The organism is Bradyrhizobium sp. CCH5-F6 (assembly GCF_001556045.1).
Taxonomy (GTDB): Bacteria; Pseudomonadota; Alphaproteobacteria; order Rhizobiales; family Xanthobacteraceae; genus Bradyrhizobium.
Genome location: NZ_LSIC01000107.1, coordinates 36,455 through 58,267 on the forward strand (window position 1 = coordinate 36,455; position 21,813 = coordinate 58,267).

A 21,813-nucleotide genomic window follows, 5' to 3' on the forward strand; every position below is an offset into this window, starting at 1 on the left:
CCAATCAATTGCTAGCCGCGACCGGAATGGCCACAGACTACGGCGATTTCGCGAACGGCTCCAGCACCAGAAACATGGGGCATGGGCTTCCAGCCCCGCCCGCGTCAGTTGACACCGAGCTTCTTTTGCAGGCTGGAGGACGAAGTCGTGTACTGGAACACGAGCCGCTTCTCCGGATACACGTAGCGATGGGCTTTTTGCGACATCAGCGCGCCCTCGTGGAAGCCGCACAGGATCAGCTTGATCTTGCCGGGATAGGTGTTGATGTCGCCGATCGCGAAAATGCCGGGCACGTTGGTCTCGAACGCGGACGTCTCGACCGGCACCAGATTGTTCTCGAGCGCAATGCCCCAGTTCGCGACCGGGCCGAGCTTCATGGTCAGCCCGAAGAATGGCAGCATGGTGTCGCAGGCGACCTCGGTGATGCTGTTGTCATTGCCCTTGACGGTCGCACCTGTCAGCTTGCCGTCGGCACCCGAGAGCGCGGTGACCTGGCCGAGCTTCAGATCCATCTTGCCGCTGGCGACCAGCGCGCGCATCTGCTCGACGCTGTGGGGCGCGGCGCGAAACTCGTCGCGTCGGTGCAACAGCGTGATGCGCTTGGCCAGCGGATGCAGATTGAGCGTCCAGTCGAGCGCGGAATCGCCGCCGCCGACGATCAGCACGTTCTTGTCCCTGAACGTCTCCATCTTGCGCACGGCGTAATGCACCGAGGTGCCTTCATAGGCCTCGATGCCCGGCACCGGCGGACGCTTGGGCTGGAACGAGCCGCCGCCGGCCGCGATCACCACCACCTTGCATTCGAACACCTTGCCGGTATCGGTGGTGCAGCGAAAGGCGGGATCGCCGATCTTCTCCACGGTCTCGATCATCTCGCCGAGATGGAAGGTCGGATGGAACGGCTTGATCTGCTCCATCAGCGCATCGGTCAGCCCCTGCCCCGACACCTGCGGAATGCCGGGAATGTCGTAGATCGGTTTTTCCGGATAGAGTTCGGCGCACTGGCCGCCGACCTTGTCCAGGATGTCGACGAAGTGCGCCTTCATGTCGAGAAGGCCGAGCTCGAAGGCGGCGAACAGACCGCAGGGGCCGGCGCCAATAATCAGCACATCTGTTTTGATCACGTCGCTCATGTCGTCTCTTTATGATCGTTATCGGTTGGACGGCGCCCTTCGGGCAGAGGTGACCCTGCCTGTCTAGCCAACGGGGATGGATCAGGGAAGGCATAAAAGCGGGAGCGCCCCGCAGCCGCACCCACTTGCCGGACCATCATAACTGGGCTGTAACGAGCAATGATATGACGGAGATCAATCGGTGAACGCACCAAGCCGCCTCGATACGACGCCGCGCCTGGAGGACTACCCCTACCGCCTCAGCGACAACGTCCGCTTCGGCGATCTCGATCCCAATCAGCACGTCAACAACGCGGTCTACGCCACCTATTTCGAGACCGGCCGTGTCACGCTGATGAAGCTCCCCGAATACGGGCTGACGCCGCCGGGCCTTGCCTGGATCATGGTGCGGCTCGACATCCATTTCCGCGCCGAGCTGCACTGGCCGAACACGATCGAGCTCGGCCTCGGCGTGGTCAAGCTGGGACGAACGTCGGTCACGTTCGAGCAGGTCGTGTTCTCGCAGGGAAAGTGCATCGCGTCGGCGAATTCGGTCGGCGTCATGATCGACGAAGCCTCGCGGCGGCCGACGCCGCTCACTGCGGAGGTGATCGCGAAGCTCAAACCCTGGCACAAGCGCGGCATCGAGGTCACGCCGCCGAGCGCATGATTCAGTCGTGAGGGATCAGGTCTGTGAGAATCAGGCCTGGCGTTCCGGCGTCGCCACCACCAGCCCGTCGAGATCGTCGGAGACCTTGATCTGGCAGGACAGGCGCGAATTCGGGCGCACGTCGAAACCGAAGTCGAGCATGTCCTCTTCCATCGGCGTCGGGCTGCCGACCTTCTCGCGCCAGGCTTCGTCGACATAGACATGGCAGGTCGCGCAGGCGCAGGCGCCGCCGCATTCGGCTTCGATGCCGGGGATGCTGTTGCGGATCGCGGCTTCCATCACGGTTGCGCCGTTCTCGATTTCCACCGTGCGGGTTTCGCCCTTGTGGTCGACAAAGTGAATCTTGGCCATGTGTGCTCGTGCTGCCGCGGTGCTTGGAATGAAGGAGGGTCCGGGCTGTCCTATAACGGGTCGATTAGCCCGGCGCCATAGGGTTTTGATGCGAAATGAATCCCGCTTTGCGGCAAGAAAACGCGTCAAAACAAAAGAGTAGAGCCCGGCTCCGACCGTACCGGCTTACGGCTTCAGGATCGCCGCGATGGCGGCGCGGGCCTCCGTCACCGCGTCCTTCAGCGCGGCGAAGGCATGGGGCCGGCCATGGCCGGTCCGGACCGCGGTCTCCAGGCTGGCGGCGGCATCGGCCACTGCAAAGGCGCCAATCCCGCGCGCCGAACCCTTGAGCTTGTGCGCGAGCGCGCCGGTCTCGGCCGGCATCGCAGCCATTGCGGCCAGCAGGCGGACCGCCTGCTCGGCGAACATCGCCAGCACTTCCTGTTCCAGTTCAGCGTCGCCGAGCGTCATCCGGGAGAGATGCTCGAGGTCGAGCGGACGATCGATGGGGGCAAGCGGGGGCGAAGGCATCCAGTTCATCCGTTGCAGTTCAGGCGTCATGGCGCAGGCCCCGGCATCGCGCGGCGGCCGCCGGTCCGGCGGTCAGTTCCCCTCACCCAAGCACGGAAATGGTTAACGAAATGTTTGGGCTGTTTGACGCAGATCTGCCTGTTTATTGACGAAAAGTTGCCGCAATCGACCGAGTCCGGTGGAGAATTGCATTTGTTGCTAAGGCGTTACGGCGCGATCCTGTTAACGATGATTAAGATTGTCTTAATCGCAGGCATTTCATTCGCGGCGCTCTGCCAATAGGATGTTGCGGAAATTGGCGGACAAGCCGTCCGGGTGGGGACGGCTCGGAGATCCGCGCAAGCGGCATGATCCGGTCTGTGGGCTTGCGCCGCGCGCAGGGCTCGCGGGGGGACGCGTACAAGTAACGAGGGCTCGGACTGAACATGGCGAACACTCCGAAAAAGGTCAAAGACCCCACAGAAGTTGCGCTTTCTGCGATCCAGGAAGCCCTGAACATCAGTGACACCGCTGCGGATACGAGCCGCAACGCCGCGATGCGCAACGAAACGGCGCCTCCGGTGGCGCCGCCCGCGCCTCCGATCTTCGACGAGCCGAGCTTCGAGCCGCGACCGGCCGCCAATGAGCGGACCGCCGTGTTCGACCCGGTCGAGGAGCCGCGGACCTCGCGCCGCCCGGCCAATGACGACCGCGAGACCATCGGCCAGTTGCTCCAGGCACTCCAGAAGGGCCGCCCTGCCCGCAGCGTCTACACCTTCGCCACCATCTTCGCCGGCATCTGGCTCGCCGCCTGCGCCGCGCTGACCGTCGGCTTCCTGCCTTCGATCCAGGCCGCCATGGGCCAGAGCGGCGGCGTGCTCGTCATCGCCGGTCTCGTCGCGATGTTCTTCGCGCCGATCATGCTGTTCTATTTCCTCGCCAGCCTCGTCTGGCGCGGCCAGGAAATGCGCATGATCGCGCAGGCGATGGCGCAGGTCGCAATCCGCTTCTCCGAGCCTGAAGGCTCTGCCTCCGATTCCATGGTCACGGTCGGCCAGGCCATCCGCCGCGAGGTCGCCGCGATGGGCGACGGCATCGAGCGTGCGATCGCGCGCGCCGGCGAGCTCGAGACGCTGGTCGCCAACGAGGTCGCCGCGCTCGAACGCGCCTATTCCGACAACGAGGTGCGTATCCGCGCCCTGCTCCAGGACATCGCGCATCAGCGCGACAACCTGGTCGGCCAGGCCGAGCAGGTCCGCAGCGCCATTTCGGGCGTGCAGATCGACCTTCGCCACGACATCGCGCTGATTTCCGACGCCATCGCCTCGCGCGTCGACGAAGTCGCGAAGTCCATCACCGGCGCATTGGAAGAGCGCGGCGCCCACATCACCCAGGCGCTGAGCAATGCCGGCGACAACATGATTCTCGCGCTCGGCGAGCGCGGCGGCGACCTGCTCGACCGCCTGGAGGAAGCCAGCTCCGAGACCACGCGCGCCGTGCTTGATGCCAGCGAGCGGCTGACCACCAGCCTCAACTTCAAGACCGGCCATGTCCACGACGAGTTCGTCGATCTCGCCGATCGCGTCCACGAGATGCTGAACGAGCGCATCGACCGCATCACCGGCGAATTCGAGCAGCGCTCCGCCGCGATCGTCGACGGCATTTCCGAGCGCACCGAACAGGTGCACGACAGCCTGAAGAATTCGTCGGATTCGCTGCTGCTCGAGCTCGAGCTGCGCTCCAACGACCTCTCGGCCAAGATCGACGACGCCGGCAACCGGCTCGCCAACCACATCATGACCAGCGGCGACAAGGCGAGCGAGGCGCTCGACGCCACCGTCAACACCCTGGTCGCCAAGGTCGTCAGCCAGACTGAGACCGCGCACGACTCGCTGTCGCTGCAGATGAGCGCCTTCGACGAACTCGTCAGGAACCAGGGCACCGAGCTGGTCGAGAAGTTCGCGCGCGACTCTGGCACGCTGGGCGCGCTGATCACGCGCCACATCTCCGAGTTCGACCGCACCGTGAAGACCTTCGGCGGCGAGATCGTCGAGCGCATGGGCCAGCGCACGCAGGACATCGCCGAGACGCTGAAGACCTATGTCGACGATTTCGACACCCGCTTCACGTCGAACGGCGGCCAGATCACCGCCGTGCTGGACCAGCGGCTGGTGCAATTCGAGACCACGATCGGCGAACGCGTCGCCAACCTCGACACCTCGCTGAACGGCAAGATCGCCAGCCTCGACGGCACGATCGAAGGCCACATCAGGACCTTCGACGAGCAGCTCGTCGGACGCGTCGCCGCTCTGGAGCAGTCGTTCGACCACCGCGCGAAGTCCATGACCGAAACCATCGACGGACGCATCAGCACGCTGACGACGTCGCTGACCGACGGCGCCGCGCAGGCGATCCAGTCGATCGACTCCCGCCTCACCCACCTCACGACGTCGCTGACCGATGGCGCAACCCAGACGATCCAGTCGATCGACACCAGGCTGACGCACCTCACGACGACGCTCACCGGCGGCGCGACGCAGGCGCTCGAATCCATCGACTCCCGCCTCACCTACCTGACCACCGCCGTGACGAACGGCGCCACGCAGGCCGTGCAGTCGATCGACATGCGCCTGACGCTGCTGGGCTCGACGCTCACGGACGGCACCGCGCAGGCGATCGAGGCGGTCGACCGCCGCATCACCGGCGTCACCGAGATCATCGACGGCCGCAGCGCGCACCTGACCGACACGGTCACCGCGCGCTTCCAGGAGATCCACCAGGCCATCGAGACCAAGGTCGGCTCGGTCGCAAACGACATCGACGTGCGCGTGGCGCAGTTCGAGGACCTGCTCGGCTCGCGCGTCGAGGCCGTCGCCGGCCGCATCGAAAGCAGCGGACGCCAGGCCAGCGAGGACATGATGTCCCGCGCCGAGATGATCTCGACCGCGATCCGCTCGCATGTCGAGGACGCCGAGCGCTCGCTCACCAACCTCGTCGTCAACACCAGCGAGACGATCCAGACCGGCGCGCGCACGGCTCAGCAGTCGCTGATGACGGTCTCCTCCGACGTCAACGCCCAGCTCAAGATGACCGCCGCCGAAGTCGAGCACGCGCTGACCGCGGTCGGCACCGGCGCGGCGAACTCGATCCTGACCAGCGCCCGCGAAGCGCAATCGACGCTGGTTGCGGCATCGGGCGATGCCTCCAACCAGATCAAGGGGCTTGCGGCCGACGTCGAACGCACGCTGTCGGCGGCTGGCGCTGCCACCGCAGCCTCGATCCTGGCCGGCGCCCGCGAGGTGCAGACCACCCTCGTCACGGCTTCCTCGGATGCTGCCAACCAGGTCAAGGCGCTCACGGCCGACGTGCAGCGTTCGCTCACCATGGCCGGCACCACCACGGCGGAATCGATCACCGCCGGCGCCCGCGATGCTCAGAGCGCGCTGATCGCGGCCTCGACCGAGACCGCCAACCAGATCAAGACGCTGTCCTCGGACGTGCAGCGCTCGCTCACGATGGCGGGCACCTCGACGGCCGAGACCATCGTCAGCGGCGCCCGCGAGGCCCAGAACACGCTGGTCACGGCGTCCTCGGATGCGGCGAGCCAGGTCAAGTCGCTCGCGGCCGAAGTGCATCGTTCGCTCTCGCAGGTCGGCCAGTCGACCGCCGAGACGATCACCACCAGCGCCCGTGACGCCCAGAGCACCCTGCTCGCGGTCTCGGCCGAGCAGACCAGCCAGGTTCGTTCGCTCGCGGCCGAGATGCAGCGCGCGCTGGCGACCGCCGGCGGCGCCACCATCGAGGCGCTCACCAGCGGCGTTCGCGAGGCCCAGGGCACGCTGATTTCCGCCTCGACCGATGCGGCGAGCCAGATCAAGTCGCTGACGACGGACATCGAGCGCACGCTGACCGCCGTCGGCGCCGACACCGCCTCGACCATCCTCAACAGCGCGCGCGAGGCGCAGATCTCGCTGACCTCGACCTCGGCGGACGCCGCCAGCCAGATCCGCACGATCTCGACCGAGATCGAGCGCACGCTGAGCGCGGCCACCGCCAACGCGACCAACGACATCCAGACCAGCGCGCTCAACGCCCAGAACGCGCTGATCTCCGCCTCCAACGAGGCGAGCTCGCGGGTCAAGTCGAGCTCGTCCGACGTCGAGCGCTCGGTGCTCGCCGCCAGCAGCAGCTTCGGCCAGGCCATGACCGGCAAGACCGACGAGATCGTCACCTATGTGCAGCAGCAGGCCGACCGCCTGTCGAACATGATCGACGCCAAGCGCGGCGCGCTGGTCGACGCGATCGGCTCGAAGACCAGCCAGCTCACGCTCGACATCGACCGCGTCACCTCCGATGCGCTGAAGTCGATCGAGACGCGCGGCCAGGCCTTCTCGCAGACCATGATGGGCAACGGCTCGGAAGTCGCCCGCACCATCAACGCGGCGAGCGAGATCGCCACGAACGCGGTCGGCAAGTCGCTCAAGGACCTCGAGCAGGCCTCGCGTTCCGCGATCGACCAATCGCGCCAGGTCTCGATCGCGGCCGTCACGGAGATGCAGGAGACCAGCAAGATCCTGCGCACCGACACGGTGGCCCTGTTCGAGCGTCTGCGCGAAGGCAACATCCTGCTCCAGGAAGTGCTGACCGGTGCGCACGACAACCTCAACTCGCTCGAGCGGGCGCTGGTGACCCGCGTCGCCGACTTCGTCTCGGCCATGAACGACGTCACCTCGCGCAACGGCGCTGCGACGCAGAACCTGGAAGAGCAGCTCAACGTCTTCAACAGCAAGACCACGAAGGCGCTCCAAGACCTCGGCGAGCTGTCGACGCAGTTCGACAAGCACGGCCAGGCGCTGGTCGAGGCCGCGCAGGTCGTCGAGCAGAGCAACAAGAACACCACCGCCTCGCTCGCCGAACGCAAGCAGGCGCTGGAATCCCTCGTCACCACGATCGACCTGCGCACGGCCGATCTCGACCAGCGGCTGTCCCGCTTCACCGGTCTGCTCGATGAATCCCTTGCCGCGGCCGAAGAGCGCGCCCGCGACATCGCCCGCGTCGTCGCGGAGACCGCCGGCGCAGGCTCGGCCGCCATCACCCGCCAGTTCGAGGCGGTGCGCGCGGCCTCCGAGGAGGAGCACCGGCAGACCATCGAGGCGATGCACGACATCTACCGCCAGACCACCGACGAGGCGGATGCGATGTTCAAGCAGTCGACCGAGAAGTTCACCAACCTCGTCTCCAGCATGAAGCAGATGGCCCTGGAGATGCACAACGAGCTAGAAGCCACCCGCAACGAGCTGCGCCGCGGCGTGCTCGAGATGCCGCAGGAGGCCGCCGAGAGCACGGCGCAGATGCGCAAGGTGATCGTCGACCAGATCGAGGCCCTCGCCGAGCTCAACCGCATCGTGGCCCAGCATGGCCGCGGGCTCGACGTCACCACGGCGGGCCGCGCCAGCGTGCAACGCCAGGAAGAGCCGGTGCTGGCAGCCGTCGGCGGCCGTACCACCGAGACCCGCATGCGCGACACCGGGAGCGCCTCGACGCTGCCGCCGCCGGACCTCGGCATGCCGGCTCCCTCGCGCCGCACCGAAGCGCCGCCGGTCGCACCTGGCAGCAACGACCAGGGCCGCGACGGCTGGCTGTCGGATCTTCTGAACCGCACGGACGCAAATCAGGGCGCTCCGACCGGCCGTGAGGCTCCCCGTGGCCGCGTTGCACCCGCTCCGCAGGCGCAGGCGCCGCAAGGTGGCGGCAATCCGCTGGAATCGCTGTCGCTCGACATCGGCCGGCTGATGGACCGCAACCTCGCTGCCGAGATGTGGGACCGCTACCAGCGCGGCGAGAACAAGGCCTTCACCAAGCGCCTTTACACGCCCGCCGGCCAGAAGGCCTTCGACGAGGTCGCCCGCAAGTACCGCGCCGACCGCAACTTCAAGGGCACGGTCGACCGCTACGTCGCCGAGTTCGAGCGCCTGCTCGACGAAGTCGCCCGCGACGGCCGCGGCCCGCACGAGCTGCGCAGCCACCTGACCTCGGAGACGGGGCTGGTGTACACGCTGCTCGCGCACGCAGCGGGCCGGCTGGGGTGAGTTGAGGCTCGCGAATGGCGAGTAGCGAATTGCGAATGAAGAACGGAGGCCTCACGGTCTCCGTTTTTGTTTGCGCGTCTGCCCCGGACGCAGCGCAGCGCCGGGGCCCATCTCGCGGCATTGCGCCGTGTTGCCTTCTGAGCCCCAGCTCTGCGCAGCAGCGTTGCGGGCTGCAGCGCGTCCGGGACACGAGAGCTGTCGCTCGGGAGGAGACGAGGACCGCGCCTACTGCCGCCTGGGCGCGGGCGCTGCCGCCGGCTTCGGCGGCTCGGGCGCGGGCGCCGGCTGCGACGAGTTGCTGGCGCCGAACAGCACGCGGGTCGGATTGCGGTCGAAATTGTTCACGGCGCGGCTGATGTCGGCGAGAGTGCGGCGGCCGTCGTTCATCAGCGCGCCGGAGCGCTTGTCGAAGTCCTCGGCGAGCTCGCGGATCGACTTCACCGCCTGGAACAGCTCGCCGCCGTCCTTGCCGCCGGCCAGCGTGTTGAGGCCGAGCATGAGACTGTCGGCCTTGAGCATCACGCCGTCGACCTTGGCCATCACGCCGTCGATCTTCTCGGAATTGCGCGCCAGCGAGTTGGTGAAGGTCTCGAGATTCTTCAGCGAGTTCTTCACCGTTTCCTGATTGTCGGCGACGATCTTGTTGATGTTCTGCAGCGTGCCGCGGATCGCCTCGGTGACGTCCTGGAGCTTGTTCGGGTCCGCCGTCAGCGTCGGGATGCCGTCCTGGTCGAGCGGCGGCGGCGCCGCGGCCTCCTCGCCGCCCTTGAGCGAGATCGCGGCGACGCCCGTGAGGCCCTGGAATTCCAGGCCGACCAGCGTGTCCTTGCGGATCGGGGCGTTGTTCTCGATCATGGCGAGTGCGACAACCCGCCGCGGGTTGTCCAGCTTCACCGAGACCACCTCGCCCACCCTGATACCGTTGAAATTGACGCTGCCGCCATTGCGCAGGCCGGCCGCCGGACCCTCGAACACGACGCGCAAGGGACTGCGCTGCTTGGTGGTGTGCAGCGACTGGAACCACAGCACGAAGCCGATCGCGGCGGCGATCACAGCCAGCGTGAACGATCCGATCAGGACGTAATTCGCCCGCGTTTCCATCAGGTGCTCCGGCTACTCGACCCAGCTACTCAACCCATGACCGCGCGGGCGCGCTTGCCATGAAAATACTGCCTCAGCCAGGGATGCTGCGAGGCCTGCATGTCGGCGATCGACCCTGCCGCAATGATCTTACCGTTCCCTAAAACGGCGATGCGGTCGCATGCTGTGTATAGGCTGTCGAGGTCGTGCGTTACCATGAAAACCGTCAGCCCCAAAGTGCGCTGGAGGGTCCGTACCAGCTCATCGAAATCGCCGGCGCCGATCGGGTCGAGGCCCGAGGTCGGCTCGTCCAGGAAGACGAGGTCCGGATCGAGCGACAGCGCGCGCGCCAGCGCCACGCGCTTGATCATGCCGCCGGAGAGCTCGGACGGGAAACGTTCGGCAACCTCGGGCTTGAGCCCGACCATGGTGAGCTTGGCCATGGTGATCTCGTCCATCAGCCGCTGCGAGACGCGCAAATATTCGCGCATCGGAAACTGGATGTTCTGCCGCACCGTGAGCGAGGAGAACAGCGCGCCTTGCTGAAACAGCACGCCCCAGCGCCGCTCGACGCTTCGCCGCTGCGACGTGCTGGAGGAATCGAGATCGACGCCGAACACTTCGATGGAGCCCGCGACCTTGGGCACGAGGCCGATGATGGTGCGCGTGAGCACCGACTTGCCCGCGCCCGAGGGGCCGACGAAACCGAGGATCTCGCCGCGCTTGACGTCGAGGTTGAGGCCGTCGAGCACGCGCGTCGTACCGAACTGCACGGTGATGTCGCGGACACGGATGATGGGATTTTGAGCTTCGCCTGCCATCGTCACATCCCGATCGAGGCGAAGAAGATGGCGAACACGCCGTCCATGACGATGACGAAGAAGATGCCCTTCACCACCGATGCCGTGGTGTGCTGGCCCAGCGACTCCGCGCTGCCCTGCACGGCGAGCCCCTCGACGCAGGCAACGATGCCGATCACGGCCGCCATCACGGGTGCCTTGACGATGCCGACGATGAAATGATCGATCGAGATGGCGTCGCGCAGGCGCAGCAGGAAGGCCTCGGGCTGGACGCCGCCATAGAGCCAGGCGACGAGGCCTCCGCCATAGAGCGCCGCCATCGCGCCGAGGAAAGCGAGGATCGGCAGCGCCAGGACCAGCGCCAGCATGCGCGGCAGCACCAGAACCTCGATCGGGTCGAAGCCCATGGTACGCAGCGCGTCGATCTCCTCGCGCATCTTCATCGAGCCGAGCTCGGCGGTGTAGGCGCTGCCCGATCGGCCCGCGACCATGATCGCGACCAGCAGCACGCCGATCTCGCGCAGCACCAGGACGCCGAGCATGTCGACGACGAAGATGTCGGCGCCGAAGCGGCGGAAATGGAAAATACCTTGTTGCGCGATGATGCAGCCGATCAGGAACGTGATCAGCACGACGATCGGCACCGCCCGCCAGCAGACCTGCTCCATGTGGTGCACCGTCGAGGTCAGGCGAAGCGAGCTCGGATGGATCAGGACGCGAAAGCCGGCCGCGAGCACCGCGCCGAGCATGTCGACGAGGCCAGCCACGGTCCCGGCGACGCCGGCCACGCCCCGGCCGATCTGCTCCAGCATGCCGGTGATCGTGATCGCGTTGCTGTCGGCCACGGGCGCCGCCCTGACCCGCCGTACCTCGTCGACGAGGCTGGAATAATTGGCCGAGAGGCCGGCGATCTGCGCCTCGACGGCGCCTTGGGTCAGGCTGCGGCGCAGCCGCTCGATCAGCCAGGCGCCGAAGGTGTCGAGCTTGGCGACCTCCGACACGTCGATGAAGATGCTTTGCGAACCGCCTGCGAGCTTTTCGGCGTCAGCCACCATCCGCTCCAGGACCGGCGCGAAGCTCGCCGTCCAGGTGCCGGTAGCGCAAAGTGCCAGCGCGTTGCCCTTGGCAATCCGCTCCAGCTTCGGATCGCTGCTCAAAATGTCCGCTCCCGTACCGGGGCGGAGAAAATCAGATGGTTGCGCACGCGCCCTTACCCAGAGAAGGTATCCCCAAGTGGTTAACGTTAGTTGATACAGGTAACTAGCAGGTTCAGATTTCGCCAGAGTTCAAAATGACTTCCATGAAATTTGCGGCCCTGGCGGCGCGAATCGAGCGCTTCCCGATCGCGGGCAGCTTCACCATCAGCCGAGGGGCCAAAACCGAGGCCGTGACCGTCCTGGCGGAGGTAAGCCGGGATGGCCTGACCGGCCGCGGCGAGTGCGTGCCCTATCCCCGCTACGGTGAGACGCCCGAGGCGACGCTGGCCGCCATCCTGGGCATGCAGGAAGCCGTGGCGGGCGGGCTCACGCGGCAGGCCCTCCAGGCCGCCATGCCGCCCGGTGCCGCTCGCAACGCCCTGGATTGCGCCCTGATTGACCTCGAGGCCAAGGCGGCCGGCCTGCGGGCCTGGGACCTGCTGGATCGCCCGACGCCCCGAGAGCGCACCACCGCCTACACGATTTCGTTAGCTGCCCCCGAGGCCATGGCGGCGGCGACCGCCAAAGCGGCGCACCGGCCGCTGCTCAAGGTCAAGCTCGGCGGCGACGGCGATCCCCAGCGGATCGCGGCGGTGCGCAAGGCCGCTTCCGAATCCGAGCTGATCGTCGATGCCAACGAGGCCTGGACCGAGGCCAATCTGGAGCACAACCTCGCCGCCTGTGCCGCAGCGGGCGTGACCCTGGTGGAGCAGCCGCTGCCGGCAGGCAAGGACGAGGCGCTGGCGCGGATCAGGCGCCCGCTCGCGGTCTGCGCCGACGAGAGCGTGCATGACCGTTCATCGCTCGCGCCCTTGCGCGAACGCTACGACGCCGTGAACATCAAGCTCGACAAGACCGGCGGCCTCACCGAGGCGCTCGCCATGGCCGACGCTGCGCAGGCGCTCGGCTTCGAGATCATGATCGGCTGCATGGTGGCGACCTCGCTGTCGATGGCTCCGGCCATGCTGGTGACGCCGCAGGCCCGCTTCGTCGATCTCGACGGCCCGCTGCTGCTGGCGCGCGACCGCGACCACGGCCTGCGTTACGACGGCAGTCTGGTCTATCCGCCTGACTCTTCGCTCTGGGGATGAGCCTTGAGCCGGTGCCGCGCCGACCAGATCAGAACCGCACCGGCGGCTGCCATCGCGGCCATCACGTAATACAGGCCGTCGCCGACGCGGGCGTAGATCGCGCCCGACGCGATCGAGGTCGCAGCGCCCAGAAGGCCGTTGCACGCGGCGTAGTAGCCCTGCCCGCGCGCGATCTGGTGCTGCGGCACGCGCTGCACCAGCAGGTTCATGGTGCCGAGGATGGTCATGCCGAAGCTGAAGCCGTGGCCGAGTTGGGCGATCGCGAGCAGCGCAAGTGGCGGCTCACTGGCGGGCGGCGACAGCGCGAACACGACGATCTCGGCGATCACGCCCAGAGTCCACAGTGTCGCGATGGTCAGTCCGCTGAGACCCTGAAGCTGCCAGTTGATCGCCGAGAAGGTATAGAAGGCGATGTGGCTGCTCTGGATCAACGCCGCCGATGCGATCACCGCCCAGAAGGCGGCATCGCGCAGCAGCGCCTTGCCGGCATGCCTCTCCGGCGCCCTCCGCCCGAGATCGTCGAGCGGCTGAAGCAGCAGGCTGGCGAGAACCGCGACGACGGCCCAGGCGACGATGACCCAGATCAGGTCGCGCGGTGCGATGAGGTCGACGAGATAGCCGCAGGCGAGCGATCCTGCCGCGAACGCCGCCGAGCCCCATAGCCGCAAGGGTCCGTAGTCGAGGCCGTAGCGCGCGACACCGCGCAGCGCATAGGCATCCGTCAGCGGCATCGTGGGCGTCCACATCATGCAGGTCAGCGCGTAGATCAGGAACAGCGCCAGCGGCTGCTGCTGCAGACCGACGACCGAAAACCCGATCGCCGTCGCCAGCACTGACACCATGATGGCGGCGCGGATGGCATGTCGCTTCTCGGCGAAGGCCGTGACCTGCGGCAGCGTGGTGAAGCGCGTGATCGCCGGCAGCGCGTTGATGAGTCCGATCCAGGCTGCGTCGATACCAATCGCCTTGAGCCAAACCGGGAAGAACGGCATATGCGTGCCGAGAACCGCAAAGAAGGCCGAATAGAACACCGCAAGACTCACGGCGAATCGCCGCTTCTGCGCCGTTGCGATGGGGATTTGTGATTCGGGCGCCATCAAACCAATTGCGATTCGGTCGATATCGTGGTGATCGTTACAGTAACGCGTACTGATTTGCGCGACGAGATTGTCATGGCCAACGAAGCATTCGCCCTCTCGCCCATGTCTGCCCGCGCGGCCGAGCCGAACGAGCAGGATTACGACGCGATCCGCGAAGCCTTCATGGAGACCGCGCGCGGCCGCTGGTTCCTCGGCGAATACGCCAAGCGCAACCGCAATGCCGACACAAGCATGGTGCTGGACGCGGTCGCCAGGATCGAAGAAACCCTTGCGGCACAGCGGCAACCCGTCGTCGAGGACCGTCTGCCCGAGGCGCTGGTCGAGATCCGCCGCGCCATCGGTGAGGCCGAGGCGATCGCGATCGCGGCGTTCGATCCCGCGGCGATCGAGGCAAGCCTCGCGCCGATCCCGCGCGGGGTGCGCATCATCAAGGAGATCTCCTGGCGCTGGCGCGAGATCGGCGCCGACGGGCGAATCTGCGACCTCATCGATTCGCAGCTCGCGTCGATCGAGGCTGCCTTCGGACAGGTGTCGACCCTCGATCCCCGCGCCGAGCTCAAGGCCGCCTTCGATCTGCTGAAGGATCGGGTCGAGCAGCTCGACGGCGGCGCAACGCCGCAGGCGGCGCCGGCTCCCAGGAAGGGGGCACCGTCTTCAACGGCGGACGTGCCGCCTGCGGAGGTCGTGCGTAGCGCGGTGGCAAACGAAACCCCCGTGGCTTTTACGGAGACGCCGCAGGACATCGCCGTGGCTCCGGAACCCGAAGCAGCTGGCGTCGCTGATACGTTCGCCGCTGCCGAGCAGGGAATGAACGCCGCCGCGCCGGAAAGCGCGCCTGAAAGCCGGACTGCGTCTGAAGATTCTGCGCTCCATCATTCCGCGCTCGACAACACCGCGGGTGACGACGTCGCTCACGAAGCGCCGCTCGCAGAGGCCGAGCCGGCTGCTTTCGCAGAAGTGACCGACGAGTTCTCGCTCGACACCGCCGCGGAAGCCGAAGACGAAGCCATCCTCGATGCCATCGCGCTGGAGATGGCCGCGCCCGATCCGGAATTCGACGCGATCATCGAGCCGGCGGAGATGGAGGCGGCCATTCCAGAGCCGATGGCGGCGGAAATGGCAACTCCCGTTGCCGCGGAGCCGATCGCGCCCGAGCCGGTCGTCGCAGCGGTCGCGGAAGAGCCCGCCGCGGACGCGCCGATCGCGATGGATTCGCTCGCCCGCCTCACCGACGCCATTGCGGAGGCCGCCGCCGAGGTGATGGAGCAGCCGGCCCCGGCCATGGTGGCCGCGACGGCGACATTCGCCGCAGCGCCGAGCGCGGCGCTGCCGATGCCCTCGCCCCTGTCTACGTCCTCGCCCGAGCCCTCGCTCGGCGCCACCATTCTAGCCAGCGGCATCCTGCAAAAGCCACGCGCGCCGGCCAACGACCCGCTCGCGCCGATCCGCCGCATGACCCAGGCCGAGAAGATCGCGTTCTTCTCGTAAGGAAGCGTACGTTCTCTCCGCGTCATTGCGAGCGCAGCGAAGCAATCCAGAGTCTTTCCGCGGTGGGATTCTGGATTGCTTCGCTGCGCTCGCAATGACGTGCTGAGAACGCGGCGACCGTCGGACCGATCGAGGTCGTCCGCAGCTTGGCTTACCCGCTCACCCGCAATTCCAGATCGGCCCGATCGGCGTTCGCGTCCAGCACGGCCCGAAGCTGCCGCCATTGTAGCGGCCGCCGTTGAAGCCGGGGCGGCCGAAATAGTGCCACTCGCCATCCCAGCGGTAATATTGCGGAACCGGGTCGATGTACCAATGGCGGCGGTCGGCGCGCGACATGCGCCGCATCGCGTCCTTCTGCTTGTAGAGCGGAATGCTGTTGCTCAGCGGCTGACGATAGCCCGGCAGGAAGCCATAGCCCTTCCAAACCGGCTTGGGACGCTTTTGCACGGGCTCGGCGGGCGCGATAGCAGGCAGCAGCGACAGGATGGCAGCAACGAATAGACACACAAGGCGGGACATGCATCGACCATAGATGCCCGTTTGCTGGAAGGCCATTCAAATTCGAGTGCGGATGAACGTAGCCATGCGCAGGAACCTCACACAAGACGATCGCATCCACCTTACAGTAAGCGGTGCGTCGATCGAACGCGGCTCCGCTAGCTGATCACGCCCTTCCTGATCAGGAAGCAGCCATAGCCCCTGCTATCCCCGACCTGAACGACCCCAAAGCCTGCCGCCGCCGCGCGATAAAAATCCGAGCGTGAGAGCTTGCCGGGTGTGACGGGGTGACCGGCGGCGCGCGCGATCTCCGCCAGCACCGCATGCTGCACCTCGGGCACGCGATCGGGATCGTCGACCGGCATCATCACGCGGACCGGATCGGGATCGAAATCGTCGAGCGGATACACCGACATGATGGCACGGATGGCGACCTCCATGCTCATGCCCGGCAGCTGGATCAGGCGCTGCGATGAGGTGCTTTGCGCGATGCGGGTGGCCGGGTGATTGGCATCGACGAAAACGAGGTCGTCGCCATGGCCCATCGCGGCGAGCAGCCAGAGAAGGTCGGGCGTCAGGATCGGATCGATCGATTTCAGCATGTGACGGACTATCCTCCCAATCAATCGCTAACCATAGCAGGTTCCAAGCGTGATTCAGATCACGTACGCGGCCATGGTGATAGGGATCACGGACCACAGGCTCGAACGCGGCCAAGCTTCGTCGCAACCAATCTCGCATCGAGATGAGTGCCAAAGGAGCACGCCATGTTCCGCCTAAAGCCTTTCCTGATGACGGCGAGCCTGTTGGGAAGCCTGTTCGGCTTCACCTGCGGGCCCGTTTCCGCGCAAGTTGCCCCGGTTGTCCCGGCTCCCACCGCGTTGCAAGGCCCGGAGCAGCGGGTGGCGCTGGTGATCGGCAATGCGAACTACCAGAACGCGCCGCAGCTTGCGAATCCCGACGATGACGCGCAAGCCATGGCGCAGTTCCTGAACTCCGCCGGCTTCGAAGTGGTCGCCGCGACCGACCTGACGCAGAACGACATGCTGCGCGTCGTCCAGGACTTCTCCGCCAAGGTCGCGACGCGTGGTCCGAACACCGTGGCGATGGTCTACTACGCCGGTCACGGCGTGCAGCTCGCCGGCGAGAATTATCTCGTTCCCGTGGACGCGAAGATCTCCAGCCCCACCGAGCTCGTCAACAATTCGGTGCGCCTCGTCGACGTGATGTCGACGCTGGAGACGATCCCGAGCCGCATGCGCATCGTCATCCTCGATGCCTGCCGCAACAACCCGTTCCCTCAGGTCAATGACGCCGGCCGGGGCCTTGCCATCGTGGACGCACCGAACGGCTCGATCGTCGGCTACTCGACCGCGCCGGGCGCCGAAGCGCTCGACGGCACCAACGGTCACAGCCCTTACACGCAGGCCTTCCTGAACGTCGCGCGCGAACCTAACGTGCCGATCGAGCAGCTGTTCAAGCGCGTGCGCCTTCAGGTGAACCAGACCACCAGCGGCGCGCAGATCCCTTGGGAGAGCTCGTCGCTGACGAGCGACTTCACCTTCTTCGGTGACACCGCGGTTGCCGCCAACCGCGCGCCGATCAAGGCGCCGGTTGTGCAGATGGCCTCCAACCTGCCGAGCCGCTCGACGCGCCAGGCCTATGACTACGTCGTGTCCGAGGGCCGCCCGGAATACTATCAGGAGTTCATCCGGATGTATCCGCACGATCCGCTGTGCGATCACGTGCGCTGGCTGCTCAAGAATCTCCTGATCTCGCAGGCCTGGCACAAGGCTGTGCTCGCGAACTCGCCGCTTGCCTACAAGAGCTTCTATGACAGCTACGGCAACAGCCCCTACGCGCAAGTGGCGCTGAAGCTGCAGGAGCAGCCGAAGCAGATCCCCCTGATGCAGGCGACCAAGTTCCTCGCGCCGCAGAACATTGCCCCGATCCTCAAGATCGGGAATCTCGGCCAGCCCAAATACATGCCGCTGATGCAGCAGGGTAACGGCGCGCAGGCGAACGGTAACCTGCCGGTCGCGCAGAAACCGATCGACGGCAACGTCATCGGCAAGCTCGGCAATGGCGGCCACATCATCACCCTGCCCTCGGGCAACAACCAGCCGGGTCAGCAGAGCGGTACGCCGTCGCAGACCCCGGGCAAGATCGTCACCCTGCCTGCGCCGAACAACACGACCAACGCCAATGGCGGCATCGGCAAGATCGTGACCCTGCCGGCGACCAACAACAAGCCGGAGGTCGGCAGCGTCAAGCCGGGCAAGATCGTGAGCATGCCGGTGAATGTCGGCAAGGGCGACGCGAAGATCGACGGGAAGCCGGTCAATGTTCAGACGCAGAACCGCCCGATCCGCATCAACAACGGCAACACCGGCATCGTGAAGCCCAATACCAGTCCGGTGAACAAGGCGCAGGTGCTGAACAATCGTCCGCAGTTCAACGCGACGCCGAACCGCATGGTCAGCAGCAACAGCAACTTCCGCCAGTCCATGAACCAGGCGCCGAGCATGACCGGTGGCGGCAACCGCCGCGGCGGCTTCATGCGCTAAGCTCACGGAAAGCGCACACGACAAAGGGCAGAGCGGGAACGCTCTGTCCCTTCTTCATGTCGAGGATAGATAATACGATCAGCTCGCCTTCACCATTGGAACCGCTGGAGCGCACGCCTCGTCCTTCGAGACGACCGCTGCGCGGCCTCCTCAGGATGAGGCTAATCGGCTTCGGTGCCCGTTGAACTCTCGCCGCGCATTCCGCCCTCATCCTGAGGAGCCCGCCAAAGCGGGCGTCTCGAAGGATGCGCCACGGGGAAACCGCTCTCAGGCCACCAGCTCGGCGAACAGGTCCGCATCGACGTTACCGCCGGAGAGCACGATGACGACGTTCTTGCCCGCGACGTCGAGGCGTCCGGCGAGCAGCGCGGCGAGGCCGACGGCGCCGCCGGGCTCCACCACGAGCTTGAGCTCGCGATAGGCGAACGCGACGGCCGCGCCGACTTCCTTGTCCGAGGCGGTCACGCCGCGCGCGAGCAGCTTGCTGTTGATCGCAAACGTCATCTCGCCGGGCATCAGGGCCATCAGCGCATCGCAGATGGTACGGCCTGCAGGCCGATGCGGCTCGCGATGACCGGCGCTCAGCGAAATGCCGTGATCGTCGAATGCCTCGGGCTCGGCCACCACGATCTCGGCCAGCGGATAGCGCGCCTTCACCGCCGTCGCGACGCCCGCGATCAGGCCACCGCCTGAGGCCGGCGCCACCACGATATCCGGGGCAAGGCCGAGGTTCGCCATGTCCTCGGCGATCTCGCGACCGGCGGTGCCCTGCCCTGCGATCACGAAGGGATCGTCATAGGGCTTCACCAGCGTCGCACCGCGCCTATCTGCAATGCCGCGCGAGATCGCCTCGCGGTCGTCCTTGTCGCGATCGTACAGCACGACCTCGGCCCCGTAGGATTTGGTGCGTTCACGCTTCGACAGCGGCGCGTCCGCAGGCATCACGATGGTCGCCTGCATGTCCAGGATCTTTGCCGCGGCCGCCACGCCCTGGGCGTGGTTGCCCGAGGAGAACGCGACGACGCCGCCGGCGCGCTTGTCCTGCGGGATCGAGAACACCTTGTTGAAGGCGCCGCGGAACTTGAACGAGCCGGTGCGCTGGAGCATTTCGGGCTTCAGGAAGACCTTCGCACCGACGCGCTCGTTGAGCACGGGAAAGGACAACAGCGGGGTGCGGATGGCGTAAGGCGCGATCACGCGCGCTGCGGCATCGATGTCGGCGGGGCCGATCGGGAGCTGTTCGGTCATGGCCGACCTTATCGCGGTAGCCTGAGCGCGGGCAAGACACCTCCACGCGAGGATTCCCGATGCGTTTTCGAGCGGTTCGCGCGAAGAAAACGCGTCAAAACAGCAATCTAAGGCTATTTCGATCGGACGGAAGCAGCTCTACGCGACGAAGCGCGCCGGCTCCGCCCCGTTCCGGCCGGGCAGCATCGCGCCCACCGCCCTGATGCTGTCGATAAACACCCGGGCCGAGGCTTCCCAGGTGTAGTTGGCAGCAAACGCGACGCACTCCTGACGGGAGATGTCGAGCGCGGCGAAGCAGGCATTGCGCAGATCGCAGTCGAGCGCGCCGACCGGCGCATCGCCGATCACGTCGCGGGGGCCCTTCACCGGAAAGGCCGCCACCGGCAGGCCGCTGGCGAGCGCTTCCAGCAGGACCAGGCCGAAGGTGTCGGTCTTGCTGGGGAACACGAACACGTCGGCGGCCGCATAGATATCCGCCAGTTCCTCGCCGTGCTTCTCGCCGAGGAAGATCGCCTCGGGATAAGCCTCTTCCAGTGCGGCGCGGGCCGGCCCGTCGCCGACGACCACCTTGGTGCCGGGCAGATCGAGGTCCAGGAACGCCTCGAGATTCTTCTCCACCGCGACCCGGCCGACCGACAGGAACACGGGCTCGGGCAGGCAGAGATCAATGACCCGGGGATGGAACAACCGGGTGTCCACGCCGCGCGGCCACAGCACGACGTTGCCGAAACCACGCTCGGTCAATTCGCAGGCGAGCGCGGGAGTCGCCGCCATGACGGCGCTGCTGGGGCTGTGGAATCGCCGGAGCGCCCGCCAGATCAGCGAGCCCGGAACCGGAACGCGGGCGCGGACATATTCGGGGAAACGGGTGTGGAAGCTGGTCGTGAACGGCAGCTTGCGCTGGCGGCAATAGCGGCGGACCATGAGGCCGATCGGCCCTTCCGTCGCGATGTGGATGCTGTCCGGGCGTGCTTCCTCGATCAGCCTCGCGATCCGGGCCGGACGTGGCATGGCCAGCCGCACGTCGCGATAGCTCGGCATTGCGAAGGTCCGGAACGATTGCGGCGTCAGGAACGCGAATTCGACGCCGAGCCCCTTGGCCGCGTCAGCAAGCTTGGTCAGCGTCCGAACCACACCGTTGACTTGCGGGTGCCAGGCGTCGGTCGCGACCAGGATGCGCATCAGGTGGCCCTTGTCATGCGGCTCTTGCCGCGACCTGCGGGACGGCCGCCGGCTTTTGCAGATGATCGGCCCAGGTGATGATCTCGAAATGGCCGTCGTCGTGCTCGACCAGGGCGGTGCAGCTCTCGACCCAGTCGCCGCAATTCATGTAGCGGATGCCGGCCTCTTCGCGGATCACGGCATAATGGATGTGGCCGCAGATCACGCCGTCGGCATCGTAACGCCGCGCCTCGGCCGCGAGCGCCTGCTCGAACGCGCCGATATAGTTGACGGCGTTCTTGACCTTCTGCTTCGCCCATTGCGACAGCGACCAATAGGGCACGCCGAACAGACGGCGGAAGAAGTTGACCAGGCGATTCATCTGGATCGCGAAGTCGTAGGCCTTGTCGCCGAGATGGGCGAGCCAGCGCGCGTTCTGCACCACGAGGTCGAAGATGTCGCCGTGGATGACGAGATAGCGCTTGCCGTCGGCGCCGGTGTGAACCGTGTTCTCGACGACGTCGATGCCGCCGAAATGCGTGCCGTAATAGTTGCGCAGGAACTCGTCGTGATTGCCGGGAATGTAGATGATCTTGGCGCCCTTGCGCGCCTTGCGCAGCAGCTTCTGAACGAGGTCGTTGTGCGATTGCGGCCAGTGCCAGCTCGATTTCAGCGCCCAGCCGTCCACGATGTCGCCGACGAGATAGATCGTGTCGGCATCATGGTAGCGGAGGAAGTCGAGCAGAAGGTCGGCTTGAGAACCGCGGGCTCCGAGATGAACGTCGGAGATAAACAAGGTGCGAAAGCGCCGCTCCAGGCTCTCGTCACTCACAGCGTAACTTCCCATGCGCCAGCCTGTAACAATGTCCCGTG

General features: G+C 66.2%; 17 protein-coding genes. 5 read left to right on the forward strand and 12 right to left on the reverse strand.

What is annotated here, in order from left to right; genetic code table 11:
* Positions 1-104: 104 nt before the first annotated feature.
* Entirely contained in the window at positions 105-1,133 is a 1,029-nt protein-coding gene (locus tag AX729_RS19440) for an NAD(P)/FAD-dependent oxidoreductase (RefSeq protein ID WP_061025915.1), read from the reverse strand.
* Positions 1,134-1,314: 181 nt separating this feature from the next.
* Between AX729_RS19440 and AX729_RS19445 the strand changes: the two genes are divergently transcribed.
* Complete coding sequence (locus AX729_RS19445) at positions 1,315-1,782, forward strand: acyl-CoA thioesterase (RefSeq protein WP_061025916.1); 468 nt, start codon at positions 1,315-1,317, stop codon at positions 1,780-1,782.
* A gap of 30 nt (positions 1,783-1,812) precedes the next feature.
* Here the strand turns inward: AX729_RS19445 and AX729_RS19450 are convergent, their stop codons facing one another.
* Both AX729_RS19450 and AX729_RS19455 read right to left on the reverse strand, forming a co-directional pair.
* Complete coding sequence (locus AX729_RS19450) at positions 1,813-2,133, reverse strand: 2Fe-2S iron-sulfur cluster-binding protein (RefSeq protein WP_018642875.1); 321 nt, start codon at positions 2,131-2,133, stop codon at positions 1,813-1,815.
* Between the two features lie 165 nt (positions 2,134-2,298).
* Positions 2,299-2,673 carry an Hpt domain-containing protein gene (locus tag AX729_RS19455; protein WP_156457067.1) on the reverse strand — a complete coding sequence of 125 codons (375 nt, stop codon included), beginning with the start codon at positions 2,671-2,673 and terminating at the stop codon, positions 2,299-2,301.
* A 395-nt stretch (positions 2,674-3,068) separates the two neighbouring features.
* On the opposite strand from AX729_RS19455, the gene AX729_RS19460 reads away from it, so the two are divergent.
* Positions 3,069-8,711, forward strand: coding sequence for an apolipoprotein A-IV repeat region-like domain-containing protein (locus AX729_RS19460; protein WP_061025918.1), 5,643 nt, complete (start codon positions 3,069-3,071; stop codon positions 8,709-8,711).
* A gap of 225 nt (positions 8,712-8,936) precedes the next feature.
* Here AX729_RS19460 and AX729_RS19465 read toward each other — a convergent pair whose 3' ends face one another.
* The 3 genes from AX729_RS19465 to AX729_RS19475 are packed head-to-tail and all read right to left on the reverse strand — an operon-like array spanning position 8,937 to position 11,748.
* Positions 8,937-9,812 (reverse strand): MlaD family protein, encoded by an 876-nt coding sequence (locus AX729_RS19465; RefSeq protein WP_061025920.1) that lies wholly within the window; start codon positions 9,810-9,812, stop codon positions 8,937-8,939.
* Positions 9,813-9,841: 29 nt separating this feature from the next.
* Positions 9,842-10,612 carry an ABC transporter ATP-binding protein gene (locus tag AX729_RS19470; RefSeq protein WP_061025921.1) on the reverse strand — a complete coding sequence of 257 codons (771 nt, stop codon included), beginning with the start codon at positions 10,610-10,612 and terminating at the stop codon, positions 9,842-9,844.
* Positions 10,613-10,614: 2 nt separating this feature from the next.
* Positions 10,615-11,748 (reverse strand): MlaE family ABC transporter permease, encoded by a 1,134-nt coding sequence (locus tag AX729_RS19475; protein ID WP_061025923.1) that lies wholly within the window; start codon positions 11,746-11,748, stop codon positions 10,615-10,617.
* 134 nt (positions 11,749-11,882) lie between these two features.
* On the opposite strand from AX729_RS19475, the gene dgcA reads away from it, so the two are divergent.
* On the forward strand, positions 11,883-12,878 hold the full coding sequence (gene dgcA, locus AX729_RS19480) for an N-acetyl-D-Glu racemase DgcA (RefSeq protein WP_061025925.1): 996 nt from the start codon (positions 11,883-11,885) through the stop codon (positions 12,876-12,878).
* Here the strand turns inward: dgcA and AX729_RS19485 are convergent.
* Positions 12,848-13,975, reverse strand: coding sequence for an MFS transporter (locus AX729_RS19485; RefSeq protein ID WP_061025928.1), 1,128 nt, complete (start codon positions 13,973-13,975; stop codon positions 12,848-12,850). The genes dgcA and AX729_RS19485 overlap by 31 nt on opposite strands.
* Before the next feature lie 75 nt (positions 13,976-14,050).
* On the opposite strand from AX729_RS19485, the gene AX729_RS19490 reads away from it, so the two are divergent.
* A complete protein-coding gene (locus AX729_RS19490) occupies positions 14,051-15,466 on the forward strand; it encodes a hypothetical protein (RefSeq protein WP_061025930.1) in 1,416 nt (471 codons plus the stop codon).
* A gap of 159 nt (positions 15,467-15,625) precedes the next feature.
* On the opposite strand, the gene AX729_RS19495 is transcribed toward AX729_RS19490, so the two are convergent.
* Both AX729_RS19495 and AX729_RS19500 read right to left on the reverse strand, forming a co-directional pair.
* Positions 15,626-15,985, reverse strand: a complete 360-nt coding sequence (locus AX729_RS19495) for a hypothetical protein (protein ID WP_061025969.1) — start codon at positions 15,983-15,985, stop codon at positions 15,626-15,628.
* A 137-nt stretch (positions 15,986-16,122) separates the two neighbouring features.
* Positions 16,123-16,566 carry an RbsD/FucU family protein gene (locus AX729_RS19500; RefSeq protein WP_061025932.1) on the reverse strand — a complete coding sequence of 148 codons (444 nt, stop codon included), beginning with the start codon at positions 16,564-16,566 and terminating at the stop codon, positions 16,123-16,125.
* A gap of 165 nt (positions 16,567-16,731) precedes the next feature.
* Between AX729_RS19500 and AX729_RS19505 the strand changes: the two genes are divergently transcribed.
* Positions 16,732-18,531 carry a caspase family protein gene (locus AX729_RS19505; protein WP_061025934.1) on the forward strand — a complete coding sequence of 600 codons (1,800 nt, stop codon included), beginning with the start codon at positions 16,732-16,734 and terminating at the stop codon, positions 18,529-18,531.
* Positions 18,532-18,798: 267 nt separating this feature from the next.
* On the opposite strand, the gene AX729_RS19510 is transcribed toward AX729_RS19505, so the two are convergent.
* From AX729_RS19510 to AX729_RS19520, 3 genes are all read right to left on the reverse strand, one after another.
* Positions 18,799-19,779: a threonine/serine dehydratase family protein gene (locus AX729_RS19510; protein WP_061025936.1), complete on the reverse strand. Its 981-nt coding sequence runs from the start codon at positions 19,777-19,779 to the stop codon at positions 18,799-18,801.
* A gap of 138 nt (positions 19,780-19,917) precedes the next feature.
* On the reverse strand, positions 19,918-20,961 hold the full coding sequence (locus AX729_RS19515; RefSeq protein ID WP_061025937.1) for a glycosyltransferase family 4 protein: 1,044 nt from the start codon (positions 20,959-20,961) through the stop codon (positions 19,918-19,920).
* A gap of 13 nt (positions 20,962-20,974) precedes the next feature.
* The gene (locus AX729_RS19520; RefSeq protein WP_061025940.1) at positions 20,975-21,787 is read right to left on the reverse strand and encodes a UDP-2,3-diacylglucosamine diphosphatase; all 813 of its coding nucleotides are present in this window, start codon (positions 21,785-21,787) and stop codon (positions 20,975-20,977) included.
* Positions 21,788-21,813 lie beyond the last annotated feature (26 nt).

Bases quoted from the DNA above. Each gene is read 5' to 3' on its own strand.
- AX729_RS19440 (WP_061025915.1), bottom strand. From the start codon at position 1,133: ATGAGCGACGTGATCAAAACAGATGTGCTGATTATTGGCGCCGGCCCC.
- AX729_RS19450 (WP_018642875.1), bottom strand. From the start codon at position 2,133: ATGGCCAAGATTCACTTTGTCGACCACAAGGGCGAAACCCGCACGGTG.
- AX729_RS19455 (WP_156457067.1), bottom strand. From the start codon at position 2,673: ATGACGCCTGAACTGCAACGGATGAACTGGATGCCTTCGCCCCCGCTT.
- AX729_RS19460 (WP_061025918.1), top strand. From the start codon at position 3,069: ATGGCGAACACTCCGAAAAAGGTCAAAGACCCCACAGAAGTTGCGCTT.
- AX729_RS19465 (WP_061025920.1), bottom strand. From the start codon at position 9,812: ATGGAAACGCGGGCGAATTACGTCCTGATCGGATCGTTCACGCTGGCT.
- AX729_RS19470 (WP_061025921.1), bottom strand. From the start codon at position 10,612: ATGGCAGGCGAAGCTCAAAATCCCATCATCCGTGTCCGCGACATCACC.
- dgcA (WP_061025925.1), top strand. From the start codon at position 11,883: ATGACTTCCATGAAATTTGCGGCCCTGGCGGCGCGAATCGAGCGCTTC.
- AX729_RS19485 (WP_061025928.1), bottom strand. From the start codon at position 13,975: ATGGCGCCCGAATCACAAATCCCCATCGCAACGGCGCAGAAGCGGCGA.
- AX729_RS19490 (WP_061025930.1), top strand. From the start codon at position 14,051: ATGGCCAACGAAGCATTCGCCCTCTCGCCCATGTCTGCCCGCGCGGCC.
- AX729_RS19495 (WP_061025969.1), bottom strand. From the start codon at position 15,985: ATGTCCCGCCTTGTGTGTCTATTCGTTGCTGCCATCCTGTCGCTGCTG.
- AX729_RS19500 (WP_061025932.1), bottom strand. From the start codon at position 16,566: ATGCTGAAATCGATCGATCCGATCCTGACGCCCGACCTTCTCTGGCTG.
- AX729_RS19505 (WP_061025934.1), top strand. From the start codon at position 16,732: ATGTTCCGCCTAAAGCCTTTCCTGATGACGGCGAGCCTGTTGGGAAGC.
- AX729_RS19510 (WP_061025936.1), bottom strand. From the start codon at position 19,779: ATGACCGAACAGCTCCCGATCGGCCCCGCCGACATCGATGCCGCAGCG.
- AX729_RS19515 (WP_061025937.1), bottom strand. From the start codon at position 20,961: ATGCGCATCCTGGTCGCGACCGACGCCTGGCACCCGCAAGTCAACGGT.
- AX729_RS19520 (WP_061025940.1), bottom strand. From the start codon at position 21,787: ATGGGAAGTTACGCTGTGAGTGACGAGAGCCTGGAGCGGCGCTTTCGC.